The 26,994-nt window shown below is 72.2% G+C and carries 28 protein-coding genes; 10 read left to right on the top strand and 18 right to left on the bottom strand.

Features of this window, described 5'->3' with window-relative positions:
- Nucleotides 1-19: 19 nt before the first annotated feature.
- The 5 genes from gatB to ligA form a co-directional block, all read right to left on the bottom strand.
- Entirely contained in the window at nucleotides 20-1,525 is a 1,506-nt protein-coding gene (gene gatB, locus J2S42_RS28000; protein ID WP_307243817.1) for an Asp-tRNA(Asn)/Glu-tRNA(Gln) amidotransferase subunit GatB, read from the bottom strand.
- Between the two features lie 88 nt (nucleotides 1,526-1,613).
- A complete protein-coding gene (gatA, locus tag J2S42_RS27995) occupies nucleotides 1,614-3,089 on the bottom strand; it encodes an Asp-tRNA(Asn)/Glu-tRNA(Gln) amidotransferase subunit GatA (RefSeq protein ID WP_307243815.1) in 1,476 nt (491 codons plus the stop codon).
- A gap of 4 nt (nucleotides 3,090-3,093) precedes the next feature.
- Nucleotides 3,094-3,393: an Asp-tRNA(Asn)/Glu-tRNA(Gln) amidotransferase subunit GatC gene (gatC, locus tag J2S42_RS27990; RefSeq protein WP_307243812.1), complete on the bottom strand. Its 300-nt coding sequence runs from the start codon at nucleotides 3,391-3,393 to the stop codon at nucleotides 3,094-3,096.
- 119 nt (nucleotides 3,394-3,512) lie between these two features.
- Nucleotides 3,513-5,825, bottom strand: coding sequence for a putative bifunctional diguanylate cyclase/phosphodiesterase (locus J2S42_RS27985; protein ID WP_370879274.1), 2,313 nt, complete (start codon nucleotides 5,823-5,825; stop codon nucleotides 3,513-3,515).
- 202 nt (nucleotides 5,826-6,027) lie between these two features.
- On the bottom strand, nucleotides 6,028-8,199 hold the full coding sequence (gene ligA / locus J2S42_RS27980) for an NAD-dependent DNA ligase LigA (protein ID WP_307249070.1): 2,172 nt from the start codon (nucleotides 8,197-8,199) through the stop codon (nucleotides 6,028-6,030).
- Nucleotides 8,200-8,665: 466 nt separating this feature from the next.
- Between ligA and J2S42_RS27975 the strand changes: the two genes are divergently transcribed.
- Both J2S42_RS27975 and J2S42_RS27970 read left to right on the top strand, forming a co-directional pair.
- The gene (locus tag J2S42_RS27975) at nucleotides 8,666-8,878 is read left to right on the top strand and encodes a GntR family transcriptional regulator (protein ID WP_307243811.1); all 213 of its coding nucleotides are present in this window, start codon (nucleotides 8,666-8,668) and stop codon (nucleotides 8,876-8,878) included.
- Nucleotides 8,879-9,003: 125 nt separating this feature from the next.
- Entirely contained in the window at nucleotides 9,004-10,368 is a 1,365-nt protein-coding gene (locus J2S42_RS27970; RefSeq protein ID WP_307249068.1) for a TrpB-like pyridoxal phosphate-dependent enzyme, read from the top strand.
- Here J2S42_RS27970 and J2S42_RS27965 read toward each other — a convergent pair.
- The 6 genes from J2S42_RS27965 to J2S42_RS27940 all read right to left on the bottom strand — a co-directional run bounded on the left by J2S42_RS27965 (nucleotide 10,365) and on the right by J2S42_RS27940 (nucleotide 16,500).
- The gene (locus J2S42_RS27965) at nucleotides 10,365-11,159 is read right to left on the bottom strand and encodes an aminotransferase class IV family protein (protein ID WP_307243809.1); all 795 of its coding nucleotides are present in this window, start codon (nucleotides 11,157-11,159) and stop codon (nucleotides 10,365-10,367) included. The genes J2S42_RS27970 and J2S42_RS27965 overlap by 4 nt on opposite strands.
- Nucleotides 11,159-12,175 carry a uroporphyrinogen decarboxylase/cobalamine-independent methonine synthase family protein gene (locus tag J2S42_RS27960; protein ID WP_307243807.1) on the bottom strand — a complete coding sequence of 339 codons (1,017 nt, stop codon included), beginning with the start codon at nucleotides 12,173-12,175 and terminating at the stop codon, nucleotides 11,159-11,161. The genes J2S42_RS27965 and J2S42_RS27960 overlap by 1 nt, the downstream gene beginning before the upstream one ends.
- Nucleotides 12,176-12,198: 23 nt before the next feature.
- Nucleotides 12,199-13,281, bottom strand: a complete 1,083-nt coding sequence (gene mnmA / locus J2S42_RS27955) for a tRNA 2-thiouridine(34) synthase MnmA (RefSeq protein ID WP_307243805.1) — start codon at nucleotides 13,279-13,281, stop codon at nucleotides 12,199-12,201.
- Between the two features lie 49 nt (nucleotides 13,282-13,330).
- Complete coding sequence (locus tag J2S42_RS27950) at nucleotides 13,331-14,509, bottom strand: cysteine desulfurase family protein (protein WP_307243801.1); 1,179 nt, start codon at nucleotides 14,507-14,509, stop codon at nucleotides 13,331-13,333.
- 237 nt (nucleotides 14,510-14,746) lie between these two features.
- A complete protein-coding gene (locus J2S42_RS27945) occupies nucleotides 14,747-15,703 on the bottom strand; it encodes an electron transfer flavoprotein subunit alpha/FixB family protein (protein WP_307243799.1) in 957 nt (318 codons plus the stop codon).
- Between the two features lie 17 nt (nucleotides 15,704-15,720).
- On the bottom strand, nucleotides 15,721-16,500 hold the full coding sequence (locus J2S42_RS27940; protein ID WP_307243797.1) for an electron transfer flavoprotein subunit beta/FixA family protein: 780 nt from the start codon (nucleotides 16,498-16,500) through the stop codon (nucleotides 15,721-15,723).
- 279 nt (nucleotides 16,501-16,779) lie between these two features.
- Here J2S42_RS27940 and J2S42_RS27935 point away from each other — a divergent pair, with 279 nt between their 5' ends.
- Entirely contained in the window at nucleotides 16,780-16,935 is a 156-nt protein-coding gene (locus J2S42_RS27935) for a hypothetical protein (protein ID WP_307243794.1), read from the top strand.
- Nucleotides 16,936-16,941: 6 nt separating this feature from the next.
- Here the strand turns inward: J2S42_RS27935 and J2S42_RS27930 are convergent, their stop codons facing one another.
- Nucleotides 16,942-17,763, bottom strand: a complete 822-nt coding sequence (locus tag J2S42_RS27930) for a GNAT family N-acetyltransferase (RefSeq protein WP_307243791.1) — start codon at nucleotides 17,761-17,763, stop codon at nucleotides 16,942-16,944.
- Between the two features lie 58 nt (nucleotides 17,764-17,821).
- Between J2S42_RS27930 and J2S42_RS27925 the strand changes: the two genes are divergently transcribed.
- The 3 genes from J2S42_RS27925 to J2S42_RS27915 are packed head-to-tail and all read left to right on the top strand — an operon-like array spanning nucleotide 17,822 to nucleotide 18,939.
- On the top strand, nucleotides 17,822-18,199 hold the full coding sequence (locus J2S42_RS27925; RefSeq protein ID WP_370879439.1) for a YidH family protein: 378 nt from the start codon (nucleotides 17,822-17,824) through the stop codon (nucleotides 18,197-18,199).
- Entirely contained in the window at nucleotides 18,196-18,510 is a 315-nt protein-coding gene (locus tag J2S42_RS27920; RefSeq protein ID WP_307243787.1) for a DUF202 domain-containing protein, read from the top strand. The genes J2S42_RS27925 and J2S42_RS27920 overlap by 4 nt, the downstream gene beginning before the upstream one ends.
- 45 nt (nucleotides 18,511-18,555) lie before the next feature.
- Nucleotides 18,556-18,939, top strand: a complete 384-nt coding sequence (locus tag J2S42_RS27915) for a PLD nuclease N-terminal domain-containing protein (protein ID WP_307243784.1) — start codon at nucleotides 18,556-18,558, stop codon at nucleotides 18,937-18,939.
- A gap of 55 nt (nucleotides 18,940-18,994) precedes the next feature.
- On the opposite strand, the gene J2S42_RS27910 is transcribed toward J2S42_RS27915, so the two are convergent.
- The 3 genes from J2S42_RS27910 to J2S42_RS27900 all read right to left on the bottom strand — a co-directional run bounded on the left by J2S42_RS27910 (nucleotide 18,995) and on the right by J2S42_RS27900 (nucleotide 21,527).
- On the bottom strand, nucleotides 18,995-19,366 hold the full coding sequence (locus tag J2S42_RS27910) for a hypothetical protein (protein ID WP_307243780.1): 372 nt from the start codon (nucleotides 19,364-19,366) through the stop codon (nucleotides 18,995-18,997).
- A gap of 188 nt (nucleotides 19,367-19,554) precedes the next feature.
- Entirely contained in the window at nucleotides 19,555-20,508 is a 954-nt protein-coding gene (locus J2S42_RS27905) for an ABC transporter permease subunit (RefSeq protein ID WP_307243776.1), read from the bottom strand.
- Complete coding sequence (locus J2S42_RS27900) at nucleotides 20,505-21,527, bottom strand: ATP-binding cassette domain-containing protein (protein ID WP_307243773.1); 1,023 nt, start codon at nucleotides 21,525-21,527, stop codon at nucleotides 20,505-20,507. Before J2S42_RS27900 ends, J2S42_RS27905 begins: the two co-directional genes overlap by 4 nt.
- Nucleotides 21,528-21,657: 130 nt before the next feature.
- Here J2S42_RS27900 and J2S42_RS27895 point away from each other — a divergent pair, with 130 nt between their 5' ends.
- Nucleotides 21,658-22,455, top strand: a complete 798-nt coding sequence (locus J2S42_RS27895; RefSeq protein ID WP_307243769.1) for an ABC transporter ATP-binding protein — start codon at nucleotides 21,658-21,660, stop codon at nucleotides 22,453-22,455.
- 23 nt (nucleotides 22,456-22,478) lie between these two features.
- Entirely contained in the window at nucleotides 22,479-23,372 is an 894-nt protein-coding gene (locus J2S42_RS27890) for a ribokinase (protein ID WP_307243767.1), read from the top strand.
- Between the two features lie 97 nt (nucleotides 23,373-23,469).
- Here J2S42_RS27890 and J2S42_RS27885 read toward each other — a convergent pair whose 3' ends face one another.
- Complete coding sequence (locus J2S42_RS27885) at nucleotides 23,470-24,387, bottom strand: methyl-accepting chemotaxis protein (protein ID WP_307243764.1); 918 nt, start codon at nucleotides 24,385-24,387, stop codon at nucleotides 23,470-23,472.
- Nucleotides 24,384-25,082: a PAS domain-containing protein gene (locus tag J2S42_RS27880; protein WP_307243761.1), complete on the bottom strand. Its 699-nt coding sequence runs from the start codon at nucleotides 25,080-25,082 to the stop codon at nucleotides 24,384-24,386. Before J2S42_RS27880 ends, J2S42_RS27885 begins: the two co-directional genes overlap by 4 nt.
- Nucleotides 25,083-25,200: 118 nt before the next feature.
- On the opposite strand from J2S42_RS27880, the gene J2S42_RS27875 reads away from it, so the two are divergent.
- Nucleotides 25,201-25,677, top strand: coding sequence for a DUF6232 family protein (locus J2S42_RS27875; RefSeq protein WP_307243759.1), 477 nt, complete (start codon nucleotides 25,201-25,203; stop codon nucleotides 25,675-25,677).
- A gap of 5 nt (nucleotides 25,678-25,682) precedes the next feature.
- On the opposite strand, the gene J2S42_RS27870 is transcribed toward J2S42_RS27875, so the two are convergent.
- A complete protein-coding gene (locus tag J2S42_RS27870) occupies nucleotides 25,683-26,150 on the bottom strand; it encodes a DUF6232 family protein (RefSeq protein WP_307243757.1) in 468 nt (155 codons plus the stop codon).
- A 61-nt stretch (nucleotides 26,151-26,211) separates the two neighbouring features.
- Here J2S42_RS27870 and J2S42_RS27865 point away from each other — a divergent pair, with 61 nt between their 5' ends.
- Complete coding sequence (locus J2S42_RS27865) at nucleotides 26,212-26,985, top strand: enoyl-CoA hydratase/isomerase family protein (protein WP_307243754.1); 774 nt, start codon at nucleotides 26,212-26,214, stop codon at nucleotides 26,983-26,985.
- Nucleotides 26,986-26,994: the final 9 nt, after the last annotated feature.

The raw sequence follows: 26,994 nt of genomic DNA, 5'->3' as shown, positions 1-26,994 counted from the left end.
CCGGGTCACGGTACGAACGTCAGCCCTGGGCGCCGAGGCGGGAGAGGATCAGTTCGCGGACGGTCTTGGCGTCGGCCTGGCCGCGGGTGGTCTTCATGACGGCGCCGACCAGCGCGCCCGCGGCCGCGACCTTGCCGTCGCGGATCTTGGCGGCGACGTCCGGGTTCGCGGCGATCGCCTCGTCGACCGCGGCGGTGAGCGCGCCGGTGTCGGAGACGACCTCCAGGCCGCGCGCGGTCATGATCTCGCGCGGCGAGCCCTCGCCGGCGACGACGCCCTCCAGCACCGCGCGGGCCAGCTTGTCGTTCAGCTTGCCCTCGTCGACCAGCTGCTGCAGCTCCGCGACCTGGGCCGGGGTGGCGCCGACCGCGGACAGGTCGAGGCCCTCCTCGTTCGCCCGGCGGGCCAGCTCGCCGAGCCACCACTTGCGGGCCCCGGCCGCGGTCGCACCGGCCGCGATGGTGGCCTCGATCAGCTCGACCGCGCCCGCGTTGACCACGGATTGCATGTCCAGGTCGGTCAGGCCCCACTCCTCCTGCAGCCGCTTGCGGTGCACCCGCGGCGGCTCCGGCAGCGCGGCCTTGAGCTCGGCGACCCAGGCCGGGTCCGGCGCCATCGGCACCAGGTCCGGCTCCGGGAAGTAGCGGTAGTCGGTCGCCTCCTCCTTGGATCGGCCGGGACGGGTGTCGCCGGTGTCCTCCTGGAAGTGCCGGGTCTCCTGGAAGATCCGCTCGCCGGCGTCGAGCACGGAGGCCTGGCGGATCATCTCGGCGCGGACCGCGCGCTCGACCGAGCGCAACGAGTTCACGTTCTTGGTCTCGGTGCGGGTGCCCCACTCGGTCCCGCCCGCGGGGGTCAGCGAGGTGTTCACGTCGCAGCGCATCGAGCCCTGCTCCATCCGCACGTCGGAGACGTCCAGCGAGCGGATGATGTCGCGCAGCTCGGTCACGTAGGCGCGGGCGACCAGCGGCGCCTTGGCCCCGGTGCCCGGGATCGGCTTGGTGACGATCTCCACCAGCGGGATGCCGGCCCGGTTGTAGTCCACCAGCGACTCGGTGGCGCCGTGGATGCGCCCGGTCGCGCCGCCGACGTGCAGCGTCTTGCCGGTGTCCTCCTCCAGGTGCACGCGCTCGATCTCGACGCGGACGATCTCGCCGTCCACCTCGACGTCGAGGTAGCCGTCGACGCACAGCGGCTCGTCGTACTGGCTGGTCTGGAAGTTCTTCGGCATGTCCGGGTAGAAGTAGTTCTTCCGGGCGAACCGGCACCAGTCGGCGATCGAGCAGTTGAGCGCGAGGCCGATCCGGATGGTCGCCTCGATCGCGGCGCGGTTCGGCACCGGCAGCGCGCCGGGCAGACCGAGGCAGACCGGGCAGACCTGGGTGTTCGGCTCGGCGCCGAACTCGGTCGGGCACCCGCAGAACATCTTCGTGTTCGTCCCGAGCTCGACGTGCGTCTCCAGGCCGATCACCGGCTCGTAGCGCGCGACGACGTCGTCGTACGGCGGCAGCACGGTCGTGGTCATGAACTCTCCCGGGTTCTTCATTCAAAACCAAACAAAGCAGCGGGGGTACGGCGGAAGCCGGCGTCGGCTCCCGCCGTGTTCTACCGCGTCAGAGCGCCGGCGGGGTGAGCACGCCGACCGTGGACTCCAGCGCGGCCGCGACCCGGTACATCCGGTCGTCGGCCATCGTCGGCGCCATGATCTGCAGACCGACCGGCAGGCCCTCGGAGAGGCCGCACGGCACGGAGATCGCCGGCCCGCCGTACAGGTTCGTCGGGATCGTGAACAGGTCGGCCAGGTACATCTGGTACGGGTCGCCGGTCCGCGAGCCGAACGGGAACGCCACGAACGGCGTGGTCGGTGAGACCAGCACGTCGACCTGCTCGAACGCGGAGGTGAAGTCGCGCGTGATGAGCGTGCGCACCTTCTGCGCCTGGCCGTAGTAGGCGTCGTAGTAGCCGGACGACAGCGCGTACGTACCCAGGATGATCCGGCGCTTGACCTCGGGGCCGAAGCCGGCCTCGCGGGTCAGCGACATGACCTCCTCCAGCGAGTGCCGGCCGTCGTCGCCGGTGCGCAGGCCGAACCGGACGCCGTCGAACCGGGCCAGGTTCGACGAGGCCTCGCTCGGCGCGATCAGGTAGTAGGCGGGCAGCGCGTACTGGAAGTGCGGACAGGAGATCTCGACGACCTCGGCACCGAGCTTGGTCAGCGCCTCGATCGAGTCCCGGTACGCCGCCATCACGCCGGGCTCCGCGCCCTCGCCGTTGAACTCGGTGACCAGGCCGATCTTCACGCCGGTCAGGTCGCCGGTGGCGCCCAGCCGGGCGGCCGCGACCACGTCCGGCACGGCCTGCGGGATCGACGTGGAGTCGCGGGGGTCGTGGCCGGCGATGACCGAGTGCAGCAGCGCGGCGTCGTGCACGGTGCGCGCGCACGGGCCGGGGGTGTCCAGCGAGGACGAGAACGCGATCAGGCCGTACCGCGACGTGCCGCCGTAGGTGGGCTTGGCGCCGACCGTGCCGGTCACCGCGCCGGGCTGCCGGATCGAGCCGCCGGTGTCCGTACCGATGGCCAGGGGTGCCTCGTACGCGGCGATGGCCGCGGCGCTGCCGCCGCCGGAACCACCGGGGATGCGACCGAGGTCCCACGGGTTGTTCGTCGGGCCGTAGGCCGAGTATTCGGTGGACGAGCCCATCGCGAACTCGTCCATGTTGGTCTTGCCGAGCATCACGGTGCCGGCGGCGCGCAGCCGCTCGACGATCGTGGCGTCGTACGGCGGGCGCCACCCCTCAAGGATCTTGGAGGCCGCGGTGGTCGGCACGCCCTTGGTGGCGAGCACGTCCTTGACCGCGATCGGGACGCCGGCCAGTGGGCCGAGCTCCTCGCCCGCGGCGCGCTTCGCGTCCACGTCCCGCGCGGCGGCGAGCGCGCCCTCCGTGTCGACGTGCAGGAACGCGTGCACGCGCTCGTCCACGGCGGCGATCCGGTCCAGGTGCGCCTGGGCCACCTCGACCGCGGAGACGTCGCCGGACGCGATCGTGGCGGCCAGCTCGGCCGCGGTCAGCTTGGTCAGATCGGACATCGGCTCAGGCCTCCTCGTCCAGGATGCGCGGGACGCGGAATCGCCCGTCCTCGGCGTCGGGGGCGCCGGAGAGCGCAGCCTCCTGCGTCAGGCCGGGGACCACGACGTCGTCGCGGAACACGTTGGTCAGCGGCACCGAGTGCGAGGTCGGCGGGATGTCCGTCGCGGCGACCTCGCCGATCCGGGCGACCGACTGCAGGATCACGTCGAGCTGGCCGGCGAAGGTGTCCAGCTCCTGCTCCGTCACGGCTAGCCGCGACAGGCGCGCCAGGTGCGCGACCTCCTCGCGGGAGATGGCGGCCATGGGATTGCCCCCTTGGTAGTTCGCTCTTCGGGTGACCTGTGACCGGCGTAGCGCTGGGCAGGGCCGGCGTGCACTTACGCTCGCGCGCAGCGTCGCACGGGTCGGTGACCTGTGCGAGTCTATTTGTCACCCTCGGCACCGGCCCGGGCGACTCCCCGGATGGACCGGCCCGCGATCGCGGAGTTGCCGGCCGGCGTGTCGCCGAGGCCTTCCAGTGCGCTCTCCGCCCTGCTCTCCGGCACGCCGTCGGACGGGTGCCCGCGCCGGTTGGTGGGCCGCCGGTTCCGCCGCGGCTGGCTCTCCGCCGCACTCTCCGGCGCGCGGACGGCTTCCTGGAGCACCGGCGGGCGGTAGCGGGACAGCCAGACGCCGAACTCCTCGGCCGGCATCGGGCGGCCGTAGAACCAGCCCTGCGCGACGTGGCAGCCGGCCGCGTGCAGCATGCGCCAGGTGCGCTCGTCCTCCACGCCCTCGGCGACCACGCGCAGGCCGAGCGCGCCGGCCAGCTCGATCATGGAGCGGACGATCGCGGCGTCGTCGCCGTCCGCGGTCATGCCGAGCACGAACGAGCGGTCGATCTTCACCTCGGACAGCGGCAGCCGGCGCAGGTGCTGCATGGACGAGTAGCCGGTGCCGAAGTCGTCCAGCGCGATCGCGATGCCGAGCCGGGACAGCCGGGACAGCGTGACCAGGACCCGGCGCGGGTCGGCCATCAGCGCGCTCTCGGTGATCTCCAGTTGCAGCCGGTCCGCGGGCAGCCCGTACCGGGTGAGGCGGTCCTCGATCTGGTCCACGATGTCGCCGGTGTGCAGGTCCCGGACGCTGACGTTGAGCGCGGCCCGCATCGGCAGGCCCGCGTCCCGCCACGCCGCGAGCTGCTCGATGACGTCGTCGATGACGCGGCGGGTGAGCAGCCGCATCACCGCGGTGTGCTCGGCCGCCTTGATCAGCTCTTCCGGGTGCACCATGCCGCGCTCCGGGTGCCGCCAGCGCAGCAGCGCCTCGACGCCGACCACCTCGCCGGTGTCGATCGCGACCTGCGGCTGGTAGTACATCCGGATCTCACCGGCGCCGGGCAGCTGCGGCATGCCGGTCCCGCCCGGCTCCCGGCGCACGCCGCCGGTCACCTCGAGCGCGGTGCGCAGGTCGCCGAGCAGGCTGAGCCGTTCCGGCGAGTTGTGGTCGGCCTCCGGTGCGTAGACCGCGACCGCGTCGCCGCGCTGCTTCGCCTCGTACATGGCGACGTCCGCGTGCCGCATCAGCGTCTCGAAGTCGGTGCCGTGCTCCGGGTAGACCGCGACGCCGATCGACCCGCCGATGTCGAGCGGCAGCCCGTCGAGCGACACCGGCTCGTCCAGCACCGCGGCGATCTCGGTCGCCAGCCGCCGGGCCGCCGCCGCGTCCGGCAGCCGGGGCGCGAGCACCGCGAACTCGTCGCCACCGAGCCGGGCCAGCGTGGCCGGTGGCCGGACCACGGTGGCGAGCCGCTTGGCGACCTCGGTGAGCAGGCGGTCGCCGACCGCGTGGCCGAGCGCGTCGTTGACCCGCTTGAACCGGTCGAGGTCGAGCACGAGCAGCGCCATGTGCCGGTGCGCGTCGCCCCGGGCGGCGCGTTCCGCGTGCGTGGCGATCTGGTCCGCGACCTCGGTGAGCAGCGCCTTGCGGTTGCCCAGGCCGGTGAGCGGGTCGAGCCGGGAGATCTTCTCGTGCGCGGTGGTGAGCCGCGCCATCCGGTAGACCGCGTAGAGCGGCACCAGGATGAGCGGGATCAGCGCGGCGCTCAGGTGCGCCGCGACCACCAGCAGCGGGCTGAGGAACAGCAGCGACCCGGCGGACAGCAGCTCGAAGCCGAGACCGCTGATGAACATCGCCGGCCAGCGCCCGCCGAACCGCAGCCAGACCGCGACCGTGACGGTGCCGTAGGTGACCCCGAACCAGGCCGCGGACGCGGCGACGACCGCGAGCACGTCCGTCCACGAGGGATTGCCACCGGCTCGGAACGCCAGCTCCGGCCCGGCCGTGAGCACCGCGGCGGCCGCGGCCAGCGCGAGCACGTGCTGGGCGGTGTTGAAGCCGGTGCGCCAGATCGTGCTGCCCATCCGCGCGCCGCACACCGCGACCGCGGCCACCTGCACGACGATCGCCGGGCCGAGGCCCCAGCCCAGCATGATCGCGAACGTGAGCGAGACCGAGGCGAGAATGGCCGCGCCGAGCCGGCGGCGCCCGACCGGGGTGAACGGCCGCGCGTCTATCAGCACGGCGAGGGCGGCCATCACCCAGAACGCGAGCGGGAGGCCGGCGACCTGGCCGGGCAGCGCGATCAGGGCCGGCACCGACGCGGCGGCGGCGCCCAGGATCACGGCCCAGACGAAGCCCAGGAACGGCACCGCGCGCTCCGCCGGCACCATGTTGCGCAGCGATGCGGGCTCCACGAGACCTCCCCGGTGTTGTAGGCCTCGGTCGACTCGTAGGCCTGCGTCGACGGCATTCACGATAGGGCGACGGACCCAGCGAGGCATGAAACGGGCGTGGCCGTGACTAACTTGATATACGTCACAGACCACCGTGATCACCTTGCGTTCTATCGCCATGACTCTCCGTTGCGGATGCAATCATCGGGGCAACGGATGATCCTTACTCCTCCTCGTTCGCAGCCCGGTTCGTCGCCACCGCGCGGGCCGCATCCGGGCCGCCGGTGAGCAGCACCTCGAAGCCGGCCTCGTCCAGCATCGGCACCTTCAGGTCGCCGGCCTTGTCCGCCTTGCTGCCGGGGTTCTCCCCCACCACGACGAAATGCGTCTTCTTCGACACCGAGCCGCTCACCTTGCCGCCGCGCGACTCGATCGCCTCCTTCGCCGCGTCCCGGGAGAAGCCGGCCAGTGTGCCGGTGACCACGACGGTGAGCGAATCCAGCGGACGCGGCGTGTCCAGGTCGCGCTCCTCGGCCAGCACCACGCCGGCGGCACGCCACTTCGCCACGATCTCCCGGTGCCAGTCGACCTGGAACCACTCGGCCACGCTCTCCGCGATGGTCTTGCCGACGCCGTCCACCGCGACCAGCTGTTCCACGCTCGCGGCGGCGATCGCGTCGACCGACCCGAACGACCGGGCGAGGTCCTTGGCCGCGCTCGGGCCGACGTGCCGGATGGAGAGCGCGACCAGCAGCCGCCACAGCTGCCGCTGCTTCGCCTCGGCCAGGTTCTCCAGCAGCTTCTGCGCGTTGCTGCCCAGCGTGCCGTCCTTGTTGACGAAGAACGGCGAGGTGAGCAGCCGGTCCGCGGTCAGCGCGAACAGGTCCCCCTCGTCCAGGATCACACCGTCGTCGATCAGCGCGGCCGCGGACCGGCTGCCGAGCGCCTCGATGTCCAGCACGTCCCGGCTGGCCAGGTACTCCAGCCGGCCGCGCCGCTGCGCCGGGCAGTACCGGGTGTTCGGGCACCGGATGTCGATGTCCGACTCCTTCGCCGGTGCCAGCTCCGCGTCGCAGGACGGACAGCGCGCGGGCATCACGAACGCCCGCGCGTCCGCCGGCCGCTTGTCCAGCACCGGGCCGAGCACCTCGGGGATCACGTCACCGGCCTTGCGCAGCACCACGGTGTCGCCGATCAGCACGCCTTTGTGCTCGACCTCGCGCGCGTTGTGCAGCGTCGCCTGCGCCACGGTCGAGCCCGCGACCAGGACCGGCTCCATCACCGCGAACGGCGTGACCCGGCCGGTACGGCCCACGTTGACCTGGATGTCGAGCAGGACCGTGGTGACCTCCTCCGGTGGGTACTTGAACGCGATCGCCCAGCGTGGCGCGCGGCTGGTCGAACCGAGCCGCCCCTGGATCGCGACCGCGTCCGCCTTGACCACCACGCCGTCGATCTCGTGCTCGACCGAGTGCCGGTTCTTCGCGTACTCGTCGATGAACGCGTCTATCTCGGCGGCGGAGTCGACCAGGCGCCACCGGTCGCTGGTCGGCAGCCCCCAGGCCCGCAGTGCCGCGTACGCCTCGGACTGGCCGGCCGGCTGGAAACCGGACCGCGCGCCGATCCCGTGCACGACCATGCGCAGTGGCCGGGACGCGGTGACCCGCGGGTCCTTCTGCCGCAGGCTGCCCGCGGCCGCGTTGCGCGGGTTGGCGAACGGCGCCTTGCCCTGCTCGACGAGGCTCGCGTTGAGCCCGGCGAACGCCTCGACCGGGAAGTAGATCTCGCCGCGCACCTCGATCAGGTCCGGCACGCCGGTGCCGGCGAGCCGCTCCGGGATCTGCCGGATGGTGCGGACGTTGGCCGTGACGTCCTCGCCGGTGTACCCGTCGCCGCGGGTCGCGGCCCGGACCAGCCGGCCGTGCTCGTAGGTCAGGTTGATGGCGAGGCCGTCGACCTTCAGCTCGCAGATGAACCGCACCGGGCCGCCCGCGTCCCGGACGACCCGCTCGACCCAGGCCGCCAGCTGTTCCTTGCTGAACACGTTGTCCAGCGACATCATCCGCTCGGCGTGCAGCACCGGGGTGAACAGCGTGGAGAACGTGCCGCCGACCCGCTGGGTGGGCGAGTCCGGCGTACGGAGCGCGGGGAACTGCCGCTCGATCGACTCCAGCTCGCGCAGCAGCGTGTCGAACTCCGCGTCCGGGATGGTGGGCGCGTCCAGCACGTAGTACCGGTACTGATGGTCGGTCAGCTCAGCGCTCAGCTCGGCGTGCCGACGGCTCGCGTCGGCCGTCGGCGGCGGACCGGCGGCCGCGATCTGCGCGGCCGTGACCTCGGCACTCGCGTCGATCTCCGGCGTGTCGCCGCCGCTTCGCACCCCGTCCGCCGCCATCGCCGCGTCCCCCGTCCACCTCGTCGCGCCCTCGTCCTTCTCCAGCACGGTAACGAGGAGGACCGGCGTTTTCGACCTTCGACATGGCGATGGCGGACAGGCGCGATGTGGACAGGCCAGGGCGGCACATTGAGCCACCTGGACGGCGAGCCGCCCCTATGTGCCACCCCGGCCGCACGGGGAGCCCCGGCGCCACGCCGCTCGGAGGAGTCGACGCCGGGGCTCAGGTCTCTCCGTAGTTGCGAGCCAGGAGAGACGTCCGTAAGCCTAGACCACATAATCGACTATGTCGACTATGAATTTTGCCCGACTATGTCGACATTGGTCGGTGATCAGCGTGGATACCAGCCTGATCGACTAGATCAACTACGTCGACTTGATTGACCAAAATTCGAATTCGGTGATCTACTTGGCTTTGCGAGCCAGGAGATTGGACGAATTCATGGGCACGTCGAAGAAGGATCGCGTGTACGACGCCATCCGGGAGAAGATCGTCAGCGGAGACCTGCCGGCCGGGCACAAGATGCCACCGATCCGGCTGCTCCAGGAGGAGTACGGCGTCTCGTACGGCACGCTCAATCTGGTCATCAACATGCTCAAGCTGGAGAAGCTGATCGTCGGCTATCAGGGCGACGCGATGTACGTCCGGCACAAGCCCGGCGAGCCGCCGGAGGACTGAGCCGAGATCATCCATTGGGATGGCCGGGCGCCGCGCCTGCGGGTGCGGACGCGGTCGGCGGGTTAGCGTCGCGGCAGGGTGCACCGGCGCGGCGCGGTGCCACGGACGCAGGGGCGGGCAACGTGATGGACCGGAACGTCACCAAGGTGCTTCTCGACGAGTCGGAGATGCCGCGCCGCTGGTACAACCTCGTCGCCGACCTGCCGTCCGCGCCGCCGCCGGTGCTGCACCCGGGCACGCGCGCGCCGATCGGGCCGGACGACCTCGCGCCGCTGTTCCCGATGTCGCTGATCGAGCAGGAGGTCACGGCCGAGCGGTACGTCGACATCCCGGAGGACGTGCTCGACGTGTACCGGCTGTGGCGGCCGTCCCCGCTCTACCGGGCGCACCGGCTGGAGAAGGCGCTCGGCACACCGGCGCAGATCTATTACAAGTACGAGGGTGTCTCACCGGCCGGCTCGCACAAGCCGAACACCGCGGTCCCGCAGGCCTACTACAACGCGCGGGCCGGGATCCGGCGGCTGACCACGGAGACCGGCGCGGGACAGTGGGGCACCGCGCTCAGCTTCGCGGCGGCGCAGTTCGGGCTGGAGTGCGAGGTGTGGCAGGTCCGGTCCTCGTACGATCAGAAACCGTACCGAAAGATCATGATCGAGACGTTCGGCGGCGTGATCCATCCGTCGCCGTCCACGCTGACCGAGGCCGGGCGCGCGGTGCTGGAGAAGGATCCGGGCTCCCCCGGCTCGCTCGGCATCGCGATCTCCGAGGCGGTCGAGGTCGCGGCGGGGCACCCGGACACGAACTACGCGCTCGGCAGCGTCCTCAACCACGTGCTGCTGCACCAGACCGTGATCGGCGAGGAGGCGCTGCTCCAGTTCGCGAAGATCGGCGTCACCCCGGACGTGATCGTCGGCTGCACCGGCGGCGGGTCCAACTTCGGCGGGCTGACCTTCCCGTTCCTGCGCGAGAAGCTGGCCGGGCGGCTGGACGTGACGATCCGCGCCGCCGAGCCGGTCAGCTGTCCGTCACTGACCCGGGGCCGCTACGCGTACGACTTCGGCGACACGGCCGGCCTGACGCCGCTGATGAAGATGCACACGCTCGGGCACGACTTCATCCCGGACCCGATCCACGCCGGCGGCCTGCGCTACCACGGCATGTCGCCGCTGATCTCGCACGTCTACGAGCTGGGCCTGATCGAGGCGGTCGCGGTCCCGCAGTCCGAGTGCTTCGCGGCCGGGGTGCGCTTCGCCCGCACCGAGGGCATCGTCCCGGCGCCCGAGCCGACGCACGCGCTGGCCGCCTGCATCGAGGAGGCGCTGCGCTGCCGGGAGACCGGCGAGCCGAAGGTGATCCTGACCGCGCTGTGCGGGCACGGCCACCTCGACCTGGCCGCGTACGGCGCCTACCTGGCCGGTGAGATGACCGACCACGCGCTGCCTGCGGACCAGCTGGACGCCGCGCTGGCCGGGCTCCCACAGGCGCTCTAGAGCGGCTCGGCCGGGATCGCGCGGTAGGCGGACTCCAGCAACTCGGTCAGCGCGTCGTCCGGCGCGAAGCCACGCTCGTCGATCGCGGCCAGCGGGCGGACCGGGGTGATCGAGTTGCTGGCGAACGCGAACCGGTACCGGGACACGTCCGCGAGCGGCACCGGGCGCACCTCCCACGGCACGCCCAGCCGGTCCAGGCCGTCCATGAGCAGCCGCATCGACACGCCGCGCAGCATGCCGGCCGCGGGCCAGATCACCCGGTCGCCGTCGGAGAAGCCGGCGTTCCACACCGTACCCTCGCTGATCAGGCCGTTGCGGTCGACGAACAGCGCGTCGTCGAAGCCCTCGGCCTGCGCGCGGCGCCAGTGCCAGGTCAGGCCGAACGTGGCGACGTGCTTCACCTCGGGCAGGTCGCGCTCGTACGGCACCGTGCGGACCCGCGGCGGCGACGTCAGCGGCGGGATCGGCGGGTCCACGGTGACCAGCACGTGCGGTTCCGCGGGCGCGACCGCGCTGGGCCGGCGGCCCTCGCCGGAGAAGACCGTGACCCGGACCGACGCGTCCGGCGTCCCGGTCAGCGCGTCGCGCAGCAATCCCCGCACCCGCGTGCCGTCCAGGCCGCGGCCGAACAGCGCGTGCGACTGCCGGTCCAGCCGCTCCAGGTGGTATGTCAGGCCGTGCACGGCACCGGCGCGCACCTGCAGGGACGTGAAGTGCCCGTAGTTGGTCAACGCCAGCGCGCGCAGCTGCTCCGCCGTGGCCTCGGCGCCGTCGATCCGCGCGACCGTCATCAGCTCAGCGCGTCCTCGTGCAGCCGGCGGCCGGCGTCGCGGCAGGCGGCCAGCACGGCGCGCGCGTACGCCGGGGTCGCACCGGCCAGGCCGCACGCCGGCGTCACCACCACCTGCCGGGCCAGCTGCGCGGCCGGGAAGCCCAGCTCGCGCCACACCTTCCGGACCCGGTCCGCGACCGCGGCGGACGAGACCGCGGCGGTGCCGGACGACGGCCGGGTGGGTGCGGCGCCGGCCAGCAGGCCCAGGCCCGCGTCCAGCGCCTCGCCGAGCGGGTCCAGCCGCTTGACCAGCGACAGGTCCAGAGCGATGCCGGTGGCGCCGGACGACCGGATCACGTCCAGCGGCACGTCCGGCGCGCAGCAGTGCACCACGACCGGTACGCCGGCCGCGTCCACCACCTGGCGGAGCAGCTCCGCCGCGAGCGTCGCCTCGACCGCGCGGTACGTGCCCAGCCCGCTCTCGGTCGGCACCCGCCCGGCCAGCGCGGCCGGCATCGACGGCTCGTCCAGCTGGAGCACGACGGTGGCGCCGGGCAGCCGGGCCGCGACGTCCCGCACGTGCGCGGCCACGCCCTCGGCCAGCGACGCGGTCAGGTCGCGGACCGCGCCGTGATCGCGCAGCAGCCGGCCGCCGATCGGCAGCTCGATGCTCGCGGCGAGCGTCCACGGGCCGGCCGCCTGCACCTTGACCGGTCCGGTGAACTCGCCGGCCTGCTCGGTCAGCTGGTCGACGTCGCGGTCCAGCAGGTCACGCGTACGACGGAGGTCCTTGCCGGGCCGGGACGCGACGCGCCAGCGGCCGGCGTAGAGCTCGACCGGCAGTTCGACCAGGAAGCCGGCGCCGCGGCCGATCAGGTCCGCGCCCGGGCCACGCCCGGGCAGCTCCGGCAGGTGCGGGAAGTCGGGGAACTCACCGAGGACCACCCGCTGGGCCTCGGCGACATCGCTTCCCGGCAGCGATCCGATCCCGGTCGCCGCCCCTTCCGGCCACGGCCACACCGCTGCGTCGCTCATACCGCCGACTCTACTGAGCGCGCTCAGGTGTGCGTGATCGTCCCGGAGCCCAGCACGATGTCGCCGTCCGTGTCCGGCCGGTAGACGACCAGCGCCTGACCGGCCGCCACGCCGCGCGCCGGGGTGGACAGCGCCGCCACCAGGCCGCCGTCGCCGGTCACCGACACCCGCGCGGGGTACGTCTCGCCGTGCGCGCGCAGCTGCACCACGCAGTCCAGCGGCCCGGCCGGCGTGCCGGGCAGCCCGGTCCAGACCGGCTTGCCCGCGAACACCGTGGACACCTCCAGCGCCGCGGCCGGGCCGACGGTCACCGTGTTCGTCTTCGGGGTGATCGACAGCACGTAGCGCGGCCGGCCGTCCGCGGCCGGCACGGTCAGTCCCAGGCCCTTGCGCTGCCCCACGGTGTACGCGTAAGCGCCGCCGTGCGCGCCCACCACCTCGCCGGTCGTCGAGTCGACGATGTCGCCGGGCGCGGAGCCGAGCTTCGACTCCAGGAAGCCGCGGGTGTCGCCGTCCGCGATGAAGCAGATGTCGTGCGAGTCCGGCTTCTCCGCGACGCCCAGCCCGCGCGCGGCGGCCTCGGCGCGCACGTCCGCCTTGGTGGACGAGCCGAGCGGGAACATCGACCGGTCCAGCTGCGCGCGGTTGAGCACGGCCAGCACGTACGACTGGTCCTTGGGCAGGTCGACGCTGCGGCGGAGCAGGCCGTCCGCGCCGAGCCGGGCGTGGTGGCCGGTGACCACCGCGTCGAAGCCGAGCGCGATCGCCCGGTCCAGCACCGCGGCGAACTTGATCTTCTCGTTGCAGCGCAGGCACGGGTTCGGCGTGCGGCCGGCCGCGTACTCCGCGACGAAGTCGTCGACCACGTCCGCGTGGAAACGCTCGGCCATGTCCCACACGTAGAACGGGATGCCGAGCACGTCCGCGGCGCGGCGCGCGTCCCGCGAGTCCTCGATCGTGCAGCAGCCGCGCGCGCCGGTCCGGAACGTCTGCGGGTTGCGCGAGAGCGCCAGGTGGACGCCGGTCACGTCGTGACCGGCGTCGACGGCGCGGGCCGCCGCCACCGCCGAGTCGACACCGCCGGACATCGCCGCCAGAACACGCACGTGAAACACCCTCCCCGGGTAAGGCTCTCAGCTCAACCGTACTAGTGGCTCAGCCGAGAACCGATTTGATCACCCCGGCCCGGCGGGCCCGCTCGACCGCGGCGGGCAGCGCGGTGAGCAGCGCGTCCACGTCCGCCGGGGTCGAGGTGTGGCCGAGCGTGAAGCGCAGGGACGAGCGGGCGCGGTCGTCGTCCGCGCCCATCGCGACCAGCACGTGCGACGGCTGCGCGACACCGGCGGAGCAGGCCGAGCCGGTGGAGCAGTCGATGCCCTGCGCGTCCAGCAGGAGCAGCAGCGCGTCGCCCTCGCAGCCGGGGAACGAGAAGTGCGCGTTGCCGGGCAGCCGGTCCTCGGGCGCGCCGTTCAGGATCGCGTCCGGCACCGCCTCGCGCACGCCGGCGACGAGCCGGTCGCGGAGACCGCCGACGCGGGCCGCGTACTCCTGCTGGTTCTTGACCGCGGTCTCGACCGCGACCGCGAACGCGACGATGCCGGCCGCGTCCAGCGTGCCGGAGCGGACGTCGCGCTCCTGGCCGCCGCCGTGCAGCAGCGGCGTGACCGCGACGTCGCGGCCGAGCAGCAGCGCGCCGACGCCGACCGGGCCGCCCAGCTTGTGCCCGGTGACGGTGAGCGCGGACGCGCCGCTGGCGCCGAAGTCGACCGGGACCTGGCCGACGGCCTGCACCGCGTCGGTGTGGAACGGGATGCCGCGCGCGGCCGCGAGCGCGGCCAGCTCCGCGATCGGCTGCACGGTGCCGACCTCGTTGTTCGCCCACATCACGGTGATCATCGCGATCGCGTCGCCGTACGCGTCCAGCTCGGCCTCGAGCGTGGCGGGCCGGATCCGGCCGATCGGGTCCGCGTCGAGCCAGCCCGCGGCCGCGCCCTCGTGCGCGACCAGCCAGTCGACCGAGTCCATGATCGCGTGATGCTCGACACCACTGGCGACCACCCGCGTGCGGGCCGCGTCGGTCGCGCGGCGTGCCCAGAACATGCCCTTGACCGCGAGGTTGTCGCTCTCGGTCCCGCCGCTCGTGAAGATCACCTCGGAGGGCCGGGCGCCGAGCGCGGCACCGATCCGTTCCCGGGACTCCTCGACGCGCTGACGTGCGTGGCGGCCCGCGGCGTGCAACGACGACGCGTTGCCGACCTCGCGGGCCGTGGCGACGTATGCCTCGAGCGCCTCGCTGAGCATCGGCGTGGTCGCGGCGTGATCCAGGTAGGCCATCACCCCTCAGCCTACCGGTCCTTACCGTTCGCTCCATCGGCCCGGACCGCAGTCTGCGCGCCGCCGCTCAAAACCCAAGATCTGCCACGGTACGGGGGAAGAGCACTCGACGCCGGCCACAAAGCCCGGCCGGGAGCAGGACATACGTAAGGGCCGGGCACACCACGACAGGTGTGCCCGGCCCCGGGACGCCGGTGATCGGACGTCATCAGTGTCGGCAGACCGACACCGACGGACCTACTTGCGCTTGCGGATCTCCTCAGCGGCCTGCGGGACCACCTTGTTCAGATCGCCCACCACGCCGTAGTCGGCCAGCTCGAAGATCGGCGCCTCGCCGTCCTTGTTCACCGCGACGATCGTCTTCGACGTCTGCATGCCGGCCCGGTGCTGGATCGCGCCGGAGATGCCGAGCGCGACGTACAGCTGCGGCGACACCGTCTTGCCGGTCTGCCCGACCTGGTACTGGTGCGGGTAGAAACCGGAGTCGACCGCCGCGCGGGACGCACCGACCGCGCCGCCGAGCAGGTCGGCCAGCTCCTCGACCAGCTTGAAGCCGTCCGCGCCGCCGACGCCACGGCCGCCGGAGACGACCACGGACGCCTCGGAGAGCTCCGGGCGCGCACCCTTCTGCTCCGCGACCCGCTCGACCACCTTCGCCAGCTTGTCCGTCTCGGTCACGGTGACCGGGAGCGGCTCGACCGACGGGGACGCCGGGGCCGGCGCGGGGGTCAGCGAGTTCGGCCGGAGCGCCACGATCGGCAGGCCGCGGGTGACCTTGGACTTGACGATGGTGGCACCGGCGAACGCGACCTGGGTGGCGGTGCCGTCCGCCTCCAGCCCGACCGCGTCGGTGAGCACACCGTTGTCCAGCTTGATCGCCAGCCGGGCCGCGATCTCCTTGCCCTCCTGGCTGGAGGCGAGCAGCACGGCGGCCGGGGAGACGCGCTTGACCAGCTCGGCCACCACGGTCGCCTTCGGCGCGACCAGGTAGCCGTCGATCTCCTCGCTCTCCGCCGCGTAGATCTTCTCCGCGCCGTACTCCGCGAGCTTCGGCGTGAGCGCCTCCGCGGCGCCGGGCCCGCCGAGCACGACCGCGGACGGCGTGCCGATCTGCCGCGCGAGCGTGAGCAGCTCCAGCGTGACCTTCTTCACGCCCGAGGCGGCGGCCTCGACGACGACGAGAACCTCTGCCATGTCTCGGTACCCCCTTCTCAGACGAACTTCTCGGTGGCGAGGAACTCGACCAGCCGGACGCCGGCCTCGCCCTCGTCGACGACCTTCTGACCGGCCGAGCGCGGCGGGCGCTGCGCGTGCTCGACCACGGTGCTGGTGGCGCCCGCGAAGCCGACCTCGGACGCGTCGACGCCCAGGTCGGCGAGGGACAGCGTCTCCACCTGCTTCTTCTTCGCGGCCATGATGCCCTTGAAGGACGGGTACCGCGGCTCGTTGATCGTGTCCCACACCGAGACGACGGCCGGCGTCGAGGCGGTGACCACCTCGTACCCCTCGTCGGTCTGCCGTTCGACGGTCAGCGTGCTGCCGTCCACGGTCAGCTTGCGCGCGCCGGTGAGCGCGGCGACGCCGAGCCGCTCCGCGAGCATGTGCGGGAGCACCTGGACGCGGCCGTCGGTCGACTCCGAGCCGCAGAGGACGACGTCCGCGTTCAGCCGGCCGAGCGCGGTCGCGATCACCTTGGAGGTGGCGACGGCGCAGGAGCCGTGCAGCGCGTCGTCGAGGATGTGCACGGCCTTGGCCGGGCCCATGGACAGCGCCTTGCGGATCGACTCGGTGGCGCCGGACGGGCCCATGGTCAGCACCGTGACCTCGCCGCCGTGCGCCTCGGTGAGGCGCAGCGCCTCCTCGATCGCGTACTCGTCCATCTCGTTGATGACGTTGCTCGCCGCACCGCGGTCAACGGTGTTGTCGTCGGCACGCAGAGACCGTTCGGCACCGGAGTCCGGTACCTGCTTGACCAGTACCACAATGTTCATCGCGCTTCGACGACCCTCCTGTTAAACGGTTCTCGCCCGACGTCACGAATTCTCGTCCGGAACCGGAGCCCGCGGTGAGCCGGGGGCTGGTTCAGGCTTGCTCGGCTGCGTCTCCAGGGTCAACCACCATGCGTGTGGACCTGACCACGACCCATGTTACTTAGTAGTAGGTTGTCGGATACGGGTACGGAGAGTGACACACCTCACCCCCGCGCACCCGAAACCCGCTAGAGTCGAGCCAGCGGGAGGAGTGGTGATATGTCAGTGCAAATCGCCCCGGTGCGACGGATTGCGCCACCGGAGTCGTGGTTCCTCGACAGCCTGGTCTCGTTCGGCCATCACCGGCGCAAACGCCCTGACGATCATCGCTGCGTCTGCGGACGGCTCCGCGACGAGTGCGTCCGCGACGCCGTCCGCGCGCTCTGGAGCGTCTGAGCTTCGTTACGGCCGGAAGACGTACGGCGTGGTGGTGGTCAGTGCCGTGAAGCCCAGCCGCTCCAGGATCGGCCGGCTCTCGTCCGACGCGTCCACCTGCAGCAACGTGAACCCTCGCCGGTCGGCGAGCCGGGCCCGGTACGCCACCAGCGACTTGTAGATGCCGCGCCGCCGGTGGTCCGGGTGCGTGCCGCCGCCCCACAGCGTGCCGAACGCGGTGCCGCCGACGTAGCGGATCCAGGCCGCGCAGACCAGTGTGCGGGCCTCGTCGTCGGTCTCCGCCACCACGATCGTGACCGACTGCGGACCGGCCGCGATCTCTCGTTCCATCGCGTCCGCCCACCACTCCCGCGACGTGCCGGGATGGATGGTCTCGCCGAGCCGGGCGATCCGGTCCAGCTCCGCGCGCGACGAGACCTCGCGCAGCCGTACCCCCTCAGGCACCACCGGCACCGCGGCCGCGAGTGGCGCGACCGCGCCGACCACCACGGTCTCCCGCTCCTCCGGCGCGAAACCGGCCGCGGTCAGCCGGTCCGGCAGGTCGCGCGGCAGGTCGTGGCCGTGCAGCTTCCACTCCACGCTCTCGCCGAGCTCGGTGAAGAGCGCGGTCTGCCGGGCGATCAGCGCGTCCAGTTCCGGGCCGTCCAGCCCGCCGAGGTCGGTGTACGTGATGAACCCGCCCTCGTCCAGCCCGCGCAGCCGAACCAGCGGGCCGTCCCGCTCCACGGTCGCGCCGGCCGGCAACGGGTCCGGCAGGTGTGCCCGCAGCTGGGCGTCGTACGTGGCGAGCAGGGCGGCGGCGTCAAGATCCGGTGTGGTCACGCTCATCAGCCCATCACAGCCCGGTTGTTCACGCGAGCCGGTTAGGGTCGGTGGCGTGCGCGCGCTGCTCAAGAGCTGGTTCGATCCCCGGGACGTGCAGCGGGTCGGCTCCACCCCGGACTACCGCTTCTCGCTGGCGAACGAGCGCACGTTCCTCGCCTGGGTGCGTACCGGGCTGGCGCTGGTGGCGGGCGGGCTGGCCGCGTTCCAGTTCCTGCCGCGAATGCCGGCGACGTACCTGCGCGAGACGATCGCGGTGGTGCTGCTGCTGCTCGGCGGCGCGGTCGCGTTCCACTCGGTGCGGCACTGGACGCGCACCGAGCGGGCCATGCGCCTGGACGAGGACCTGCCGCCGTCGCACTTCCCGGCGCTGCTGGCCGGCGGCGTCACGCTGGGCGCGCTGGTCCTCGCGGCGACGCTGCTGCTCCAGGCGTTCCGATGACCCAGCCGGTGCACGGGCCGGGCGTGCCGATCATCCGGACCGGGCTGGCCTGGCGGCGGACCGCGCTGTCGTTCGCCACGGTCACGCTGCTGGCGTTGCGGCTCGCGCTCACCTCGGACGGTGGCGTGCCGGTGGCCGCGGCCGGTGCGCTGGCCGCGCTCGCCGCGTGCGCGACCGCGCTGGTCGTGGTGCGGCGCCGGGTAGCGGACCTGCGGCACGGCCGCACCTCACTGAACGGCCGCACACTGCTACTGTGCGCGATTCTGGCGGTCGGATACGCCCTGATCGGTGCCGTCCTGATGATCCTCTGATGCCTCCGGCTGCCGATCGGCCGTTTTGCGCGGCATCATTGCGGCATGGCTCGACTGTTCGCGCTCGTCTTCCTGCTGCAGATCGCGATGGCGGTCGTGGCCCTGATCAGCTGCCTCTCCGCGGAGCCGGAGGAGATCCGCCGCCTGCCGCGACTGGCGTGGGCGGCGGTGATCGTGCTGCTCCCGGTGGCCGGCCCGGTCCTCTGGTTCATGGCCGGAAGGGCCCGGCCGGACCGCGGTGCACAGGCACCGCGCCGGCCGCTCGCGCCGGACGACGACCCGGACTTCCTGCGCACGCTGGACGCGGACAAGGCACGCCGCGACCGGGAGCAGTTCGAGCGGTGGGAGGAGGACCTCCGCCGGCGCGAGGAGGAGCTGCGCCGCGACGAGGACCCGAAGAACCCGGAGCTGCGCAACGGCGACGCCTGACGGAACGCCGAACGGCCGGGCGCACCCCGAGGGGTACGCCCGGCCGCGTCGTTTCTCAGCTCCAGCGGTACTTCTTGACGAACAGCTTCACGCCCCAGCCGCTGCCGACGCACTTCGAGTCGTCCCAGCGGTCCGAGCGCTCGCCCAGCCAGGCGACCCGCTCGCAGGCGCGCTTGTTGCGGTAGCTGCCGGCGTACTGCCAGTTCGCCCGCTTGTGGCCCCACCCGTGACCCCAGCCGTGGCCGCGGTCGCGGTCCCAGCGGTCCCAGTCGTGGTCCCGGTCCCGGTCCCGGTCCCGGTCCTGGTGTACCGCGGCGATCGTGGCGGCCTCGAACGACGGCGCGGCCTGGGCGGCACCGGCCGCGCTCAGGCTCACCGCACCGCCGGCCGCGACGGCGACGAGAGCCAGGGCAACGGAACGCTTCACACTTCGCATCTCAGACATCTCCCTTCAGAGTGCCCGTAATCAGGCACTGAGAGGATCATGTCGGACTTTCCGGACTTCACTAAAAGAAACCGTACGATGACCCTCAGTTATAGCTGAACGGTTGATGCCCGACCGGACGCACGGCCAAAACAGGCAAAACGGATATATGACGCGACGCTCGTCGTGTATCAGGCCATGTCCCGCCGCTGGGTCAGTACGAACGCGGCCACCGCGGTCAGCACCGTCACCGCGCCGCCGACCAGCGTGCCGTCCACCCAGGTCAGCACGTACTCGGCGGTGCAGTCCGGCGTCGCGCAGGCGGAGTTCCAGAGCGTCACCCGCCCGTTCACGAACGCGGCCAGATAGCTGCTGAGCATCCATTGGTCCGCCTTCGGGGTCTCCACGGTGGTCAGCACGATCCGCAGGCCGATCTCCCACAGCACCACGTACGCCGCGACCACGCCGAGCGCGGCCGCGGTGTGCCGGCCCAGCGCGGCCAGCGAGAACCCGACCACGGTGGCGCCCAGCACCAGCAGCAGCGCGCGTACGGTGATCAGCACCAGGTCCGGCCAGAACGTGCCGGAGGTGTCGCCGGAGAAGCCGCTGACCGTGCTCACGCCCCAGAACGCGGCGATGTAGGCGACGGTCACCACGACCGAGAGCGCGAGCACCGCGCCTACCGCCACGGCCAGCTTCGCGCCCAGCACGAGCGGCCGCCGTGGGCGCCAGAGCAGCAGGTTCGTCAGGCCGCCGGAGGACATCTCGGCGCCGACGAACGACGCGCCGACCAGGAAGCCGAACAGCGACAGGAACGCGGCCACGAAGTAGACCAGGCCGCTGATCTCGCGGGCGAAGACGAACGTGCCGTAGAGCTGGTCCTCCGGCCGGAAGTCGGCCGGATCCGGCGCCACGCAGGTCGCGCCGGGCCGCTGGGTCCGGCACATCTCGTAGTCCTGGCGGGCGTACCCGTAGTTGGTGGCCGCCTGCTCGGTGGCCTCGCGCAGCTCCGCATCGGTCGGCGTGTGCGAACTGGCCACGGTGCTGACCACCGCGATCAGGCAGGTGCCGATCAGGAGCACCACCATCAGCTGTACGAACCGGCGCGCGACCAGGCGGCGGGCCTCGGCGTGGAGCAGGTTCACCGGGGCACCTCCGGAGCCGGATCGGGCTGGAACGAGAACTCGTTGACCGGGGGCGGCGGCGCCGGCGGTAGCACGGAGTCGTCCACCTGATTGGCGCCGTCCGGCGCCGGTGTGGTGCCGGTGAGCCGCAGGAAGACGCTCTCCAGGTCCGGCGTGAGCGGCGCCAGCTCGGAGATCCACAAGCCCTGGCCGCCGAGCAGCTCGGTCAGCCGGGCCGGCTCGGTGACCCGGTGCGCGACCAGGTGGTCCGGCGCGGCGGTGACCGCCACGCCGGCCGCGCCGAGCAGCTGCGCGGCGCGTGGGAGGTCGGCCACCCGGACCCGGAAGTCGCCGTGGTCGAAGCTGGCCAGCACGTCGCTGACCGGCCCGGCCAGCACGCGCCGGCCCCGCGAGATGATGGTGACCGAGTCGCAGATCAGCTGGATCTCGGCCAGGATGTGGCTGGAGATCAGCACCGTGACGCCGTGCACCGCGAGCGTGCGGATCAGGTCGCGCATCTCCCGGATGCCGGCCGGGTCCAGGCCGTTCGCCGGTTCGTCCAGGATCAGCAGCTCCGGCGCCTTGAGCAGGGCGGACGCCACGGCCAGTCGCTGCCGCATGCCGAGCGAGTAGGTACGGATCAGGTCCTTGCCGCGGTCCCGCAGCCCGACCTGGGACAGCACCTCCTCGACCCGGGTCTGCGGCACGCCACCTGCGGTGGCCAACAGCGACAGCATCTTGCGGCCGCTGAAGTTGCCGAAGAACCGCGGGCTCTCCACGATCGCGCCGACCCGGCCGATCACCTGCGGCAGCGTGTCCGGCGAGGACTGCCCGAGTATCCGCATCTCGCCGGCGTCCGCGCGGACCAGGCCGAGCAACGCACGCAGCGTGGTGGTCTTGCCCGATCCGTTCGGCCCGAGAAAGCCGTGCACCTGGCCCGGCTCGACCAGCATGTCGAACCCGTCCAGCGCGCGATGCGTGCCACCGCGCAGTCTGCGGTACTCCTTGCGGAGCCCCGCGATCTCGATCACCGGAGGCATCCGTCTCCCCTCGTCGTCACGCGGGCAGCCTACGGCGCGGCGGCCGTCGCCCGTGCACGTTCGTCCACCACCGGATCCGGGTGTGACGACCGCTTCCCCAGCCGGGGCCCGGCCGGGGTTGCGTGGTTGGATGGGAAGCGTGTCTGAGGATCTCGTGATCGCCCTGGAGTCGGCCAGCGTCGTGCGTTCCGGCACGCATCTCCTGCGGGACGTGAGCTGGCAGGTCGAGCTGGACGAACGGTGGGTCGTGCTGGGGCCGAACGGCGCCGGCAAGACCACGCTGCTCAACCTGGCCTCCGGCCGGCTGCACCCGAGCACCGGCACCGTCCACGTGCTGAACGAGCGGCTCGGCCGCACCGACGTCAACGAGCTGCGCACCCGGATCGGCATCTCCACCGCGCACCTGGCCCAGCAGATCCCGGGCGAGGAGCGGGTGGTCGACGCCGTGCTCACCGCGGCCTGGTCCGTGGTCGGCCGCTGGCGGGAGAGCTACGAGAAGCAGGACGAGTCGCGCGGCCGGGCGCTGCTGCACCAGTTCGGCGTGGGCCACCTGGCCGACCGCACGTTCGGCACGCTGTCCGAGGGCGAGCGCAAGCGGGTGCTGATCGCCCGGGCGCTGATGACCGACCCGGAGCTGCTGCTGCTCGACGAGCCGGCCGCCGGGCTGGACCTGGGCGCACGCGAGGACCTGGTCGGCCGGCTGTCCACGCTCGCGATGGACCCGGACGCACCGGCCACCGTGCTGGTCACCCACCACGTCGAGGAGATACCGCCGGGCTTCACCCACGCACTGCTGCTGCGCGAGGGCAGCGTCGTGGCGCAAGGCCTGATCACCGACGTGATCACCGGCGACAATCTGTCCAAGGCGTTCGGCCTGCCGCTGGTGGTGGAGCGCTCCGCCGGGCGATACACCGCCCGCGCGGCCTGATCCTGCTCTCGAGAGGTGCGCGGATGACTCGGGTGGTCGTCGCCGGCAGCGCGAACATGGACCTGGTCGGGATCGCGCCGCGGCTGCCGCAACCCGGCGAGACCGTGCTCGGCACCGAGTTCCTGCAGATGCCCGGCGGCAAGGGCGCGAACCAGGCGATCGCGGCCGCGCGCGCCGGCGCGCAGACCTGCTTCCTGGGCGCGATCGGGTCGGACGCGTTCGGCGTGACGCTGAAGGCCCGGCTCGGCGCGTCCGGCGTGGACGCATCCGGGGTCCGGATCGTCTACGGCACGTCCGGCGTCGCGGTCATCATGGTCGACACCAAGGGTGAGAACTCGATCATCGCGACACCCGGCGCGAACGCGGCGTTCACCCGGCTCACCGATCCGGAACTGGCCGCGGTCCGGGACGCGGACGTGCTGGTCTGCCAGCTGGAGATCCCGGTCGAGACGGTCACCGAGGCCGCGGTCACCGCGCGCGCGGCCGGCACGCGGGTGATCCTGAACGCGGCGCCGGCCCGGCAGCTGCCGGCCGAGCTGCTGGACGCGGTGGACCTGCTGGTGGTGAACGAGGGTGAGGCCGCGGTGATCACCGGGAAGGGCCGGGACGAGCCGCGCGCGCTGCTCGACTACGTGCCCCGGGCCGTGCTCACACTGGGCGCGGAGGGCGCCTGCTTCGTCGACCGGGACGGCACCGACCTGCGCGTGCCGCCGTTCGCGGTGGAGACCGTGGACTCGACCGCGGCCGGTGACGCGTTCACCGGCGCGCTGGCCGTGGCCTGGGGCGAGGGGCGGGAGCTGTCGGACGCGGTGCGCTGGGCCTGTGCCGCCGGTGCCGCGTGCGTGCGCCGGCTCGGCGCCAGCAACTCGCTGCCGACCCGGGCGGACATCGACGCGCTCTTCGCCCGCCCGGCCTGATGACGCGTCGCCGCGGGGCGCACCTGGACGGGCGGGTCGCCGGTCTCGGAGCGGGACGGAGCGCGGGTATCCGTACCCTCGAGATGATTTTGATCTTCTAGGACTCGCGGACCAGGGTCACGAAGCGGCTGACCTCGGAGCGCAGCACCTCGGCCAGCTGCGACAGGCCGGCCTGGTTGGCGTCGTGACTGCCGTCGACCGCGGCCGCGATGCCCTCGACCAGGCCGGACATCTCGCGGATGTTGCCGGTCACCCGCTCCAGGACGGAGATCGCGCCGACCGCGGCCGCCTGCACCGTGGAGACCTGGTTGATGATGCTCTCGCTGGAGTTCGCGGTCTCCGTGGCGAGCGTCTTGACCTCGTTCGCGACCACGCTGAAGCCGCGGCCGGCCTCGCCGGCGCGGGCGGCCTCGATGGTCGCGTTCAGCGCCAGCAGCCGGGTCTGCGACGCGATCTGGGTGATCAGGTCGACGGCCTGGCGGATCTGGTCGGACGCGTCGCGCAGCGAACTGACCGAGCCGAGCCCGCGCTCCGCGTCCGCCACCGCGTCCCGGGCGAACGTGGAGAGGTTGTTCGCGGTCGCGCCCATCTCGGTGGCCGCGGTCGCGACCTGCTCGGAGACCGTGAGCACGGCGGACTCCAGCTGGTCGGCGAGCTCCAGCCGGCCCACCTTGGCCGCGTCGACCGCGTGCACGCCCTCCTTCATGTTGTCGCTGGCCAGGTTGATCGTGGTGGCGGCCTGCTCGAACGAGCCGCGCATGCCGCGCGGCAGGAAACGGCGGTGGAACCGGTTCTCGGCGGACGCGGTGAGCGCGGCGCCGGACTCCCGGACGAACGCGTCCGTGGTGTCGAGCAGCCGGTTCACGGCCTGGCGGGCGGCCTCGGCCCGCGGGTCGTCGCCGAGCTGCGGGATCCGCGCCTCCAGGTCACCGGCCGCGGCGCGGTCACAGATCTGGGCGATGACGGCCAGCGCCTCCCCGTCGGCGGGCGCCGGCCCCTTGGAGCGGCGCCTCACGCGTTCCTGCCGGACGTCACGTTCCGCACGATCTTGATGGGTTTCCTGTTCGTGGCGCCGGTGCGCGGCGCGTGCGCCGGCCCGGCGTTGGGCCGGCCGTCCTTCGGGGCGGAGCCCGGGCTCAGCGAGCTCGGGCTCGATGTGGCCGGCGTCGTCCCGGCGGCGCCGAGCGTGAGGTCGAAGACGAACTCCTCGTACGTGCGGCCGCGCGCGGCGAGCTCGTCCTGGAGCATGCGCCACGACGCGTCCAGCCCTTCGGACGGGCTGCGGTGCCGCGACTCCTCGGCGCGCAACCGGGCGTAGAGCTCCTTGACCGCGTTGACCGCGGACCGGTCCGGGCGGCGCCGGGACGAGTGATAGCCGACGATCCGGCCGGACGCGTCCCGGGACGGCGTGACGTGGGCGAGCACCCAGTACTCCGCGCCGTCCGACGCCATGTTCACCACATAGGCGAAGATCTCCCGGCCCTCGCGCAGCGTGTCCCAGAGCAGCTTGAACACGACGCGGGGCATGTCGGGATGCCGGATGATGTTGTGCGGCTTCCCGATCACCTCTTCCTCGTCGAAGACGGAGAGGCGCAAGAATACGTCGTTCGCGTACGTGAGCAGGCCTTTCATGTCCGTCTTGGTCACGATGATCTCGTGATCGGCGAACGTCCGCTCGATGCCGGTCGGCCGCACGGCTGTACGTTTCATGCCCTCACCACCCCCACGTGAAAAGAGCGTTCAGGAGAATGGTGCGCGATCGGGCGACGTCTTGACGGGGGTTTGGGAGACTTTCCGGCCGGTAGGCGAATGAGGTTCCCTTATAGGCGTGACGGTCTATTACCGGGACGACAGCGTCGAGGTGACCTCCAGCCGGCTCCGGGTCGAGGCCGCCGCCTACCCGATCTCGCAACTGGAGTACGTCTGGCACACGCGCAGCCGGTTCACCTCGCGCGGCGCGGCCCGGCGCCTGGTCCGCTGGCTGATCGTCACGGCGCTCACCGTCCCCGGCGTGCTGCTGGCGCTGTTCCTGATCGGACTGCCGTTCATCCAGGTCGACGGCGACCTGAACCTCGGCGTGCTGGCGCTCGGCGTGGCCGCCTGCGTGGTGCTGGCGATCGCGCTCGCACCGCTGCTGGAGGTCCCGCTCACCATGCTGGACCGGATCAACGACCGCGGCGTGGAACAGCACGAGCTGTGGGCGCAGATCGTCGGCGAACAGGTGTTGCTCCTGCAGACCCACGACGCGACGAAGTTCGGCCAGATCTACCGCGCGGTCCAGCGCGCGGTGGAGGAGACCGGCTGAGCGGCCTACCGGCTGGTGACCGTGCTGCTCTCGACGGCGCGCTGGAGGGCGCGGTAGATCTGGTTGAAGCGGCGGGCGTCCGTGCTGTGCAGGAGCAGGACCGGGGCGCCGCCGATCAGGGCCCACAGTTCCAGGTCGCGGGTGCCCCGGTCGTAGGAGCGGTCAACCCGGTCGAGGAGCAGGTCGGCGACCGGGACGACGGCCAGGCCGACGACCACGGACGCGGCAACGATCGCGGCGGTCGTCATCAGTGACGTCTCGAGCAGCAGCGCGAGCAGAATGCCGAACGCGGCGGCGACCAGCGGGCCGAGCATGAGCACACCGAGCGCGCCACGGTTGACGACGCCGGACCAGCGTCGGGCGCCGCGGCGGTGCCAGACGCGGTGCAGGGCGGCGATCGGGTACGCCCGGTCGCCGAGCGCTATCCGGTCCGACGTTACCTCCACCGCCGGGTCCCGGTAGTACGTGACCATGCTTCCTGTTTACCCGATGTTCCGGTCCGTAGTCTGATCAGTACCCGACGGAGGGATTCTCATGGGCGAGTTCGTACGGCTGGAGATCGCGGACGGCATCGGCACGATCCGGCTGGACCGGCCGCCGATGAACGCGCTGAACACGCAGGTCCAGGAGGAGCTGCGGGCGGCGGCCACGGCCGCGGCCGACGACGGCACGGTCCGCGCGGTGGTGGTCCACGGCGGCGAGAAGGTCTTCGCGGCCGGTGCGGACATCAAGGAGATGGCCGGCATGGACTACGCCCGGATGAGCGCCCGGGCCGGCGCGCTCTCCAGCGCGTTCGACGCGGTCGCGCGCATCCCGAAGCCGGTCGTCGCCGCGATCACCGGGTACGCGCTGGGCGGCGGCTGCGAACTCGCGCTGGCCTGCGACTGGCGGGTCGTCGCGGAGGACGCCAAGCTGGGCCAGCCGGAGATCAAGCTGGGCGTGATCCCGGGCGCGGGCGGCACGCAGCGACTGGCCCGGCTGATCGGCCCGGCCCGCGCCAAGGACCTGATCTTCACCGGGCGGATGGTGGGCGCGGACGAGGCACTGCGGATCGGGCTGGCCGACCGGGTGGTGCCGGCGGCCGACGTCCACGCCACCGCGGTCGAGCTGGTGTCCGCGTTCCGGGACGGCCCGGCACTGGCGCTGCGCGCGGCGAAGGCCGCGATCGACGGCGGGCTCCAGATGGACCTCGCGGCCGGTCTCGCCTGGGAGAGCCAGCTGTTCGCGTCGCTGTTCGCCACCCGGGACCAGAAGATCGGGATGGACGCGTTCGTGGCGAAGCAGAAACCCGGATTCACCGGTTCCTGAGGACGTTAC

The sequence above is a fragment of the Catenuloplanes indicus genome (assembly GCF_030813715.1).
Taxonomy (GTDB): domain Bacteria; phylum Actinomycetota; class Actinomycetes; order Mycobacteriales; family Micromonosporaceae; genus Catenuloplanes; species Catenuloplanes indicus.
Note: the sequence above shows the minus strand (reverse complement) of the source record. Positions and strands in the feature narration are given on the sequence as shown.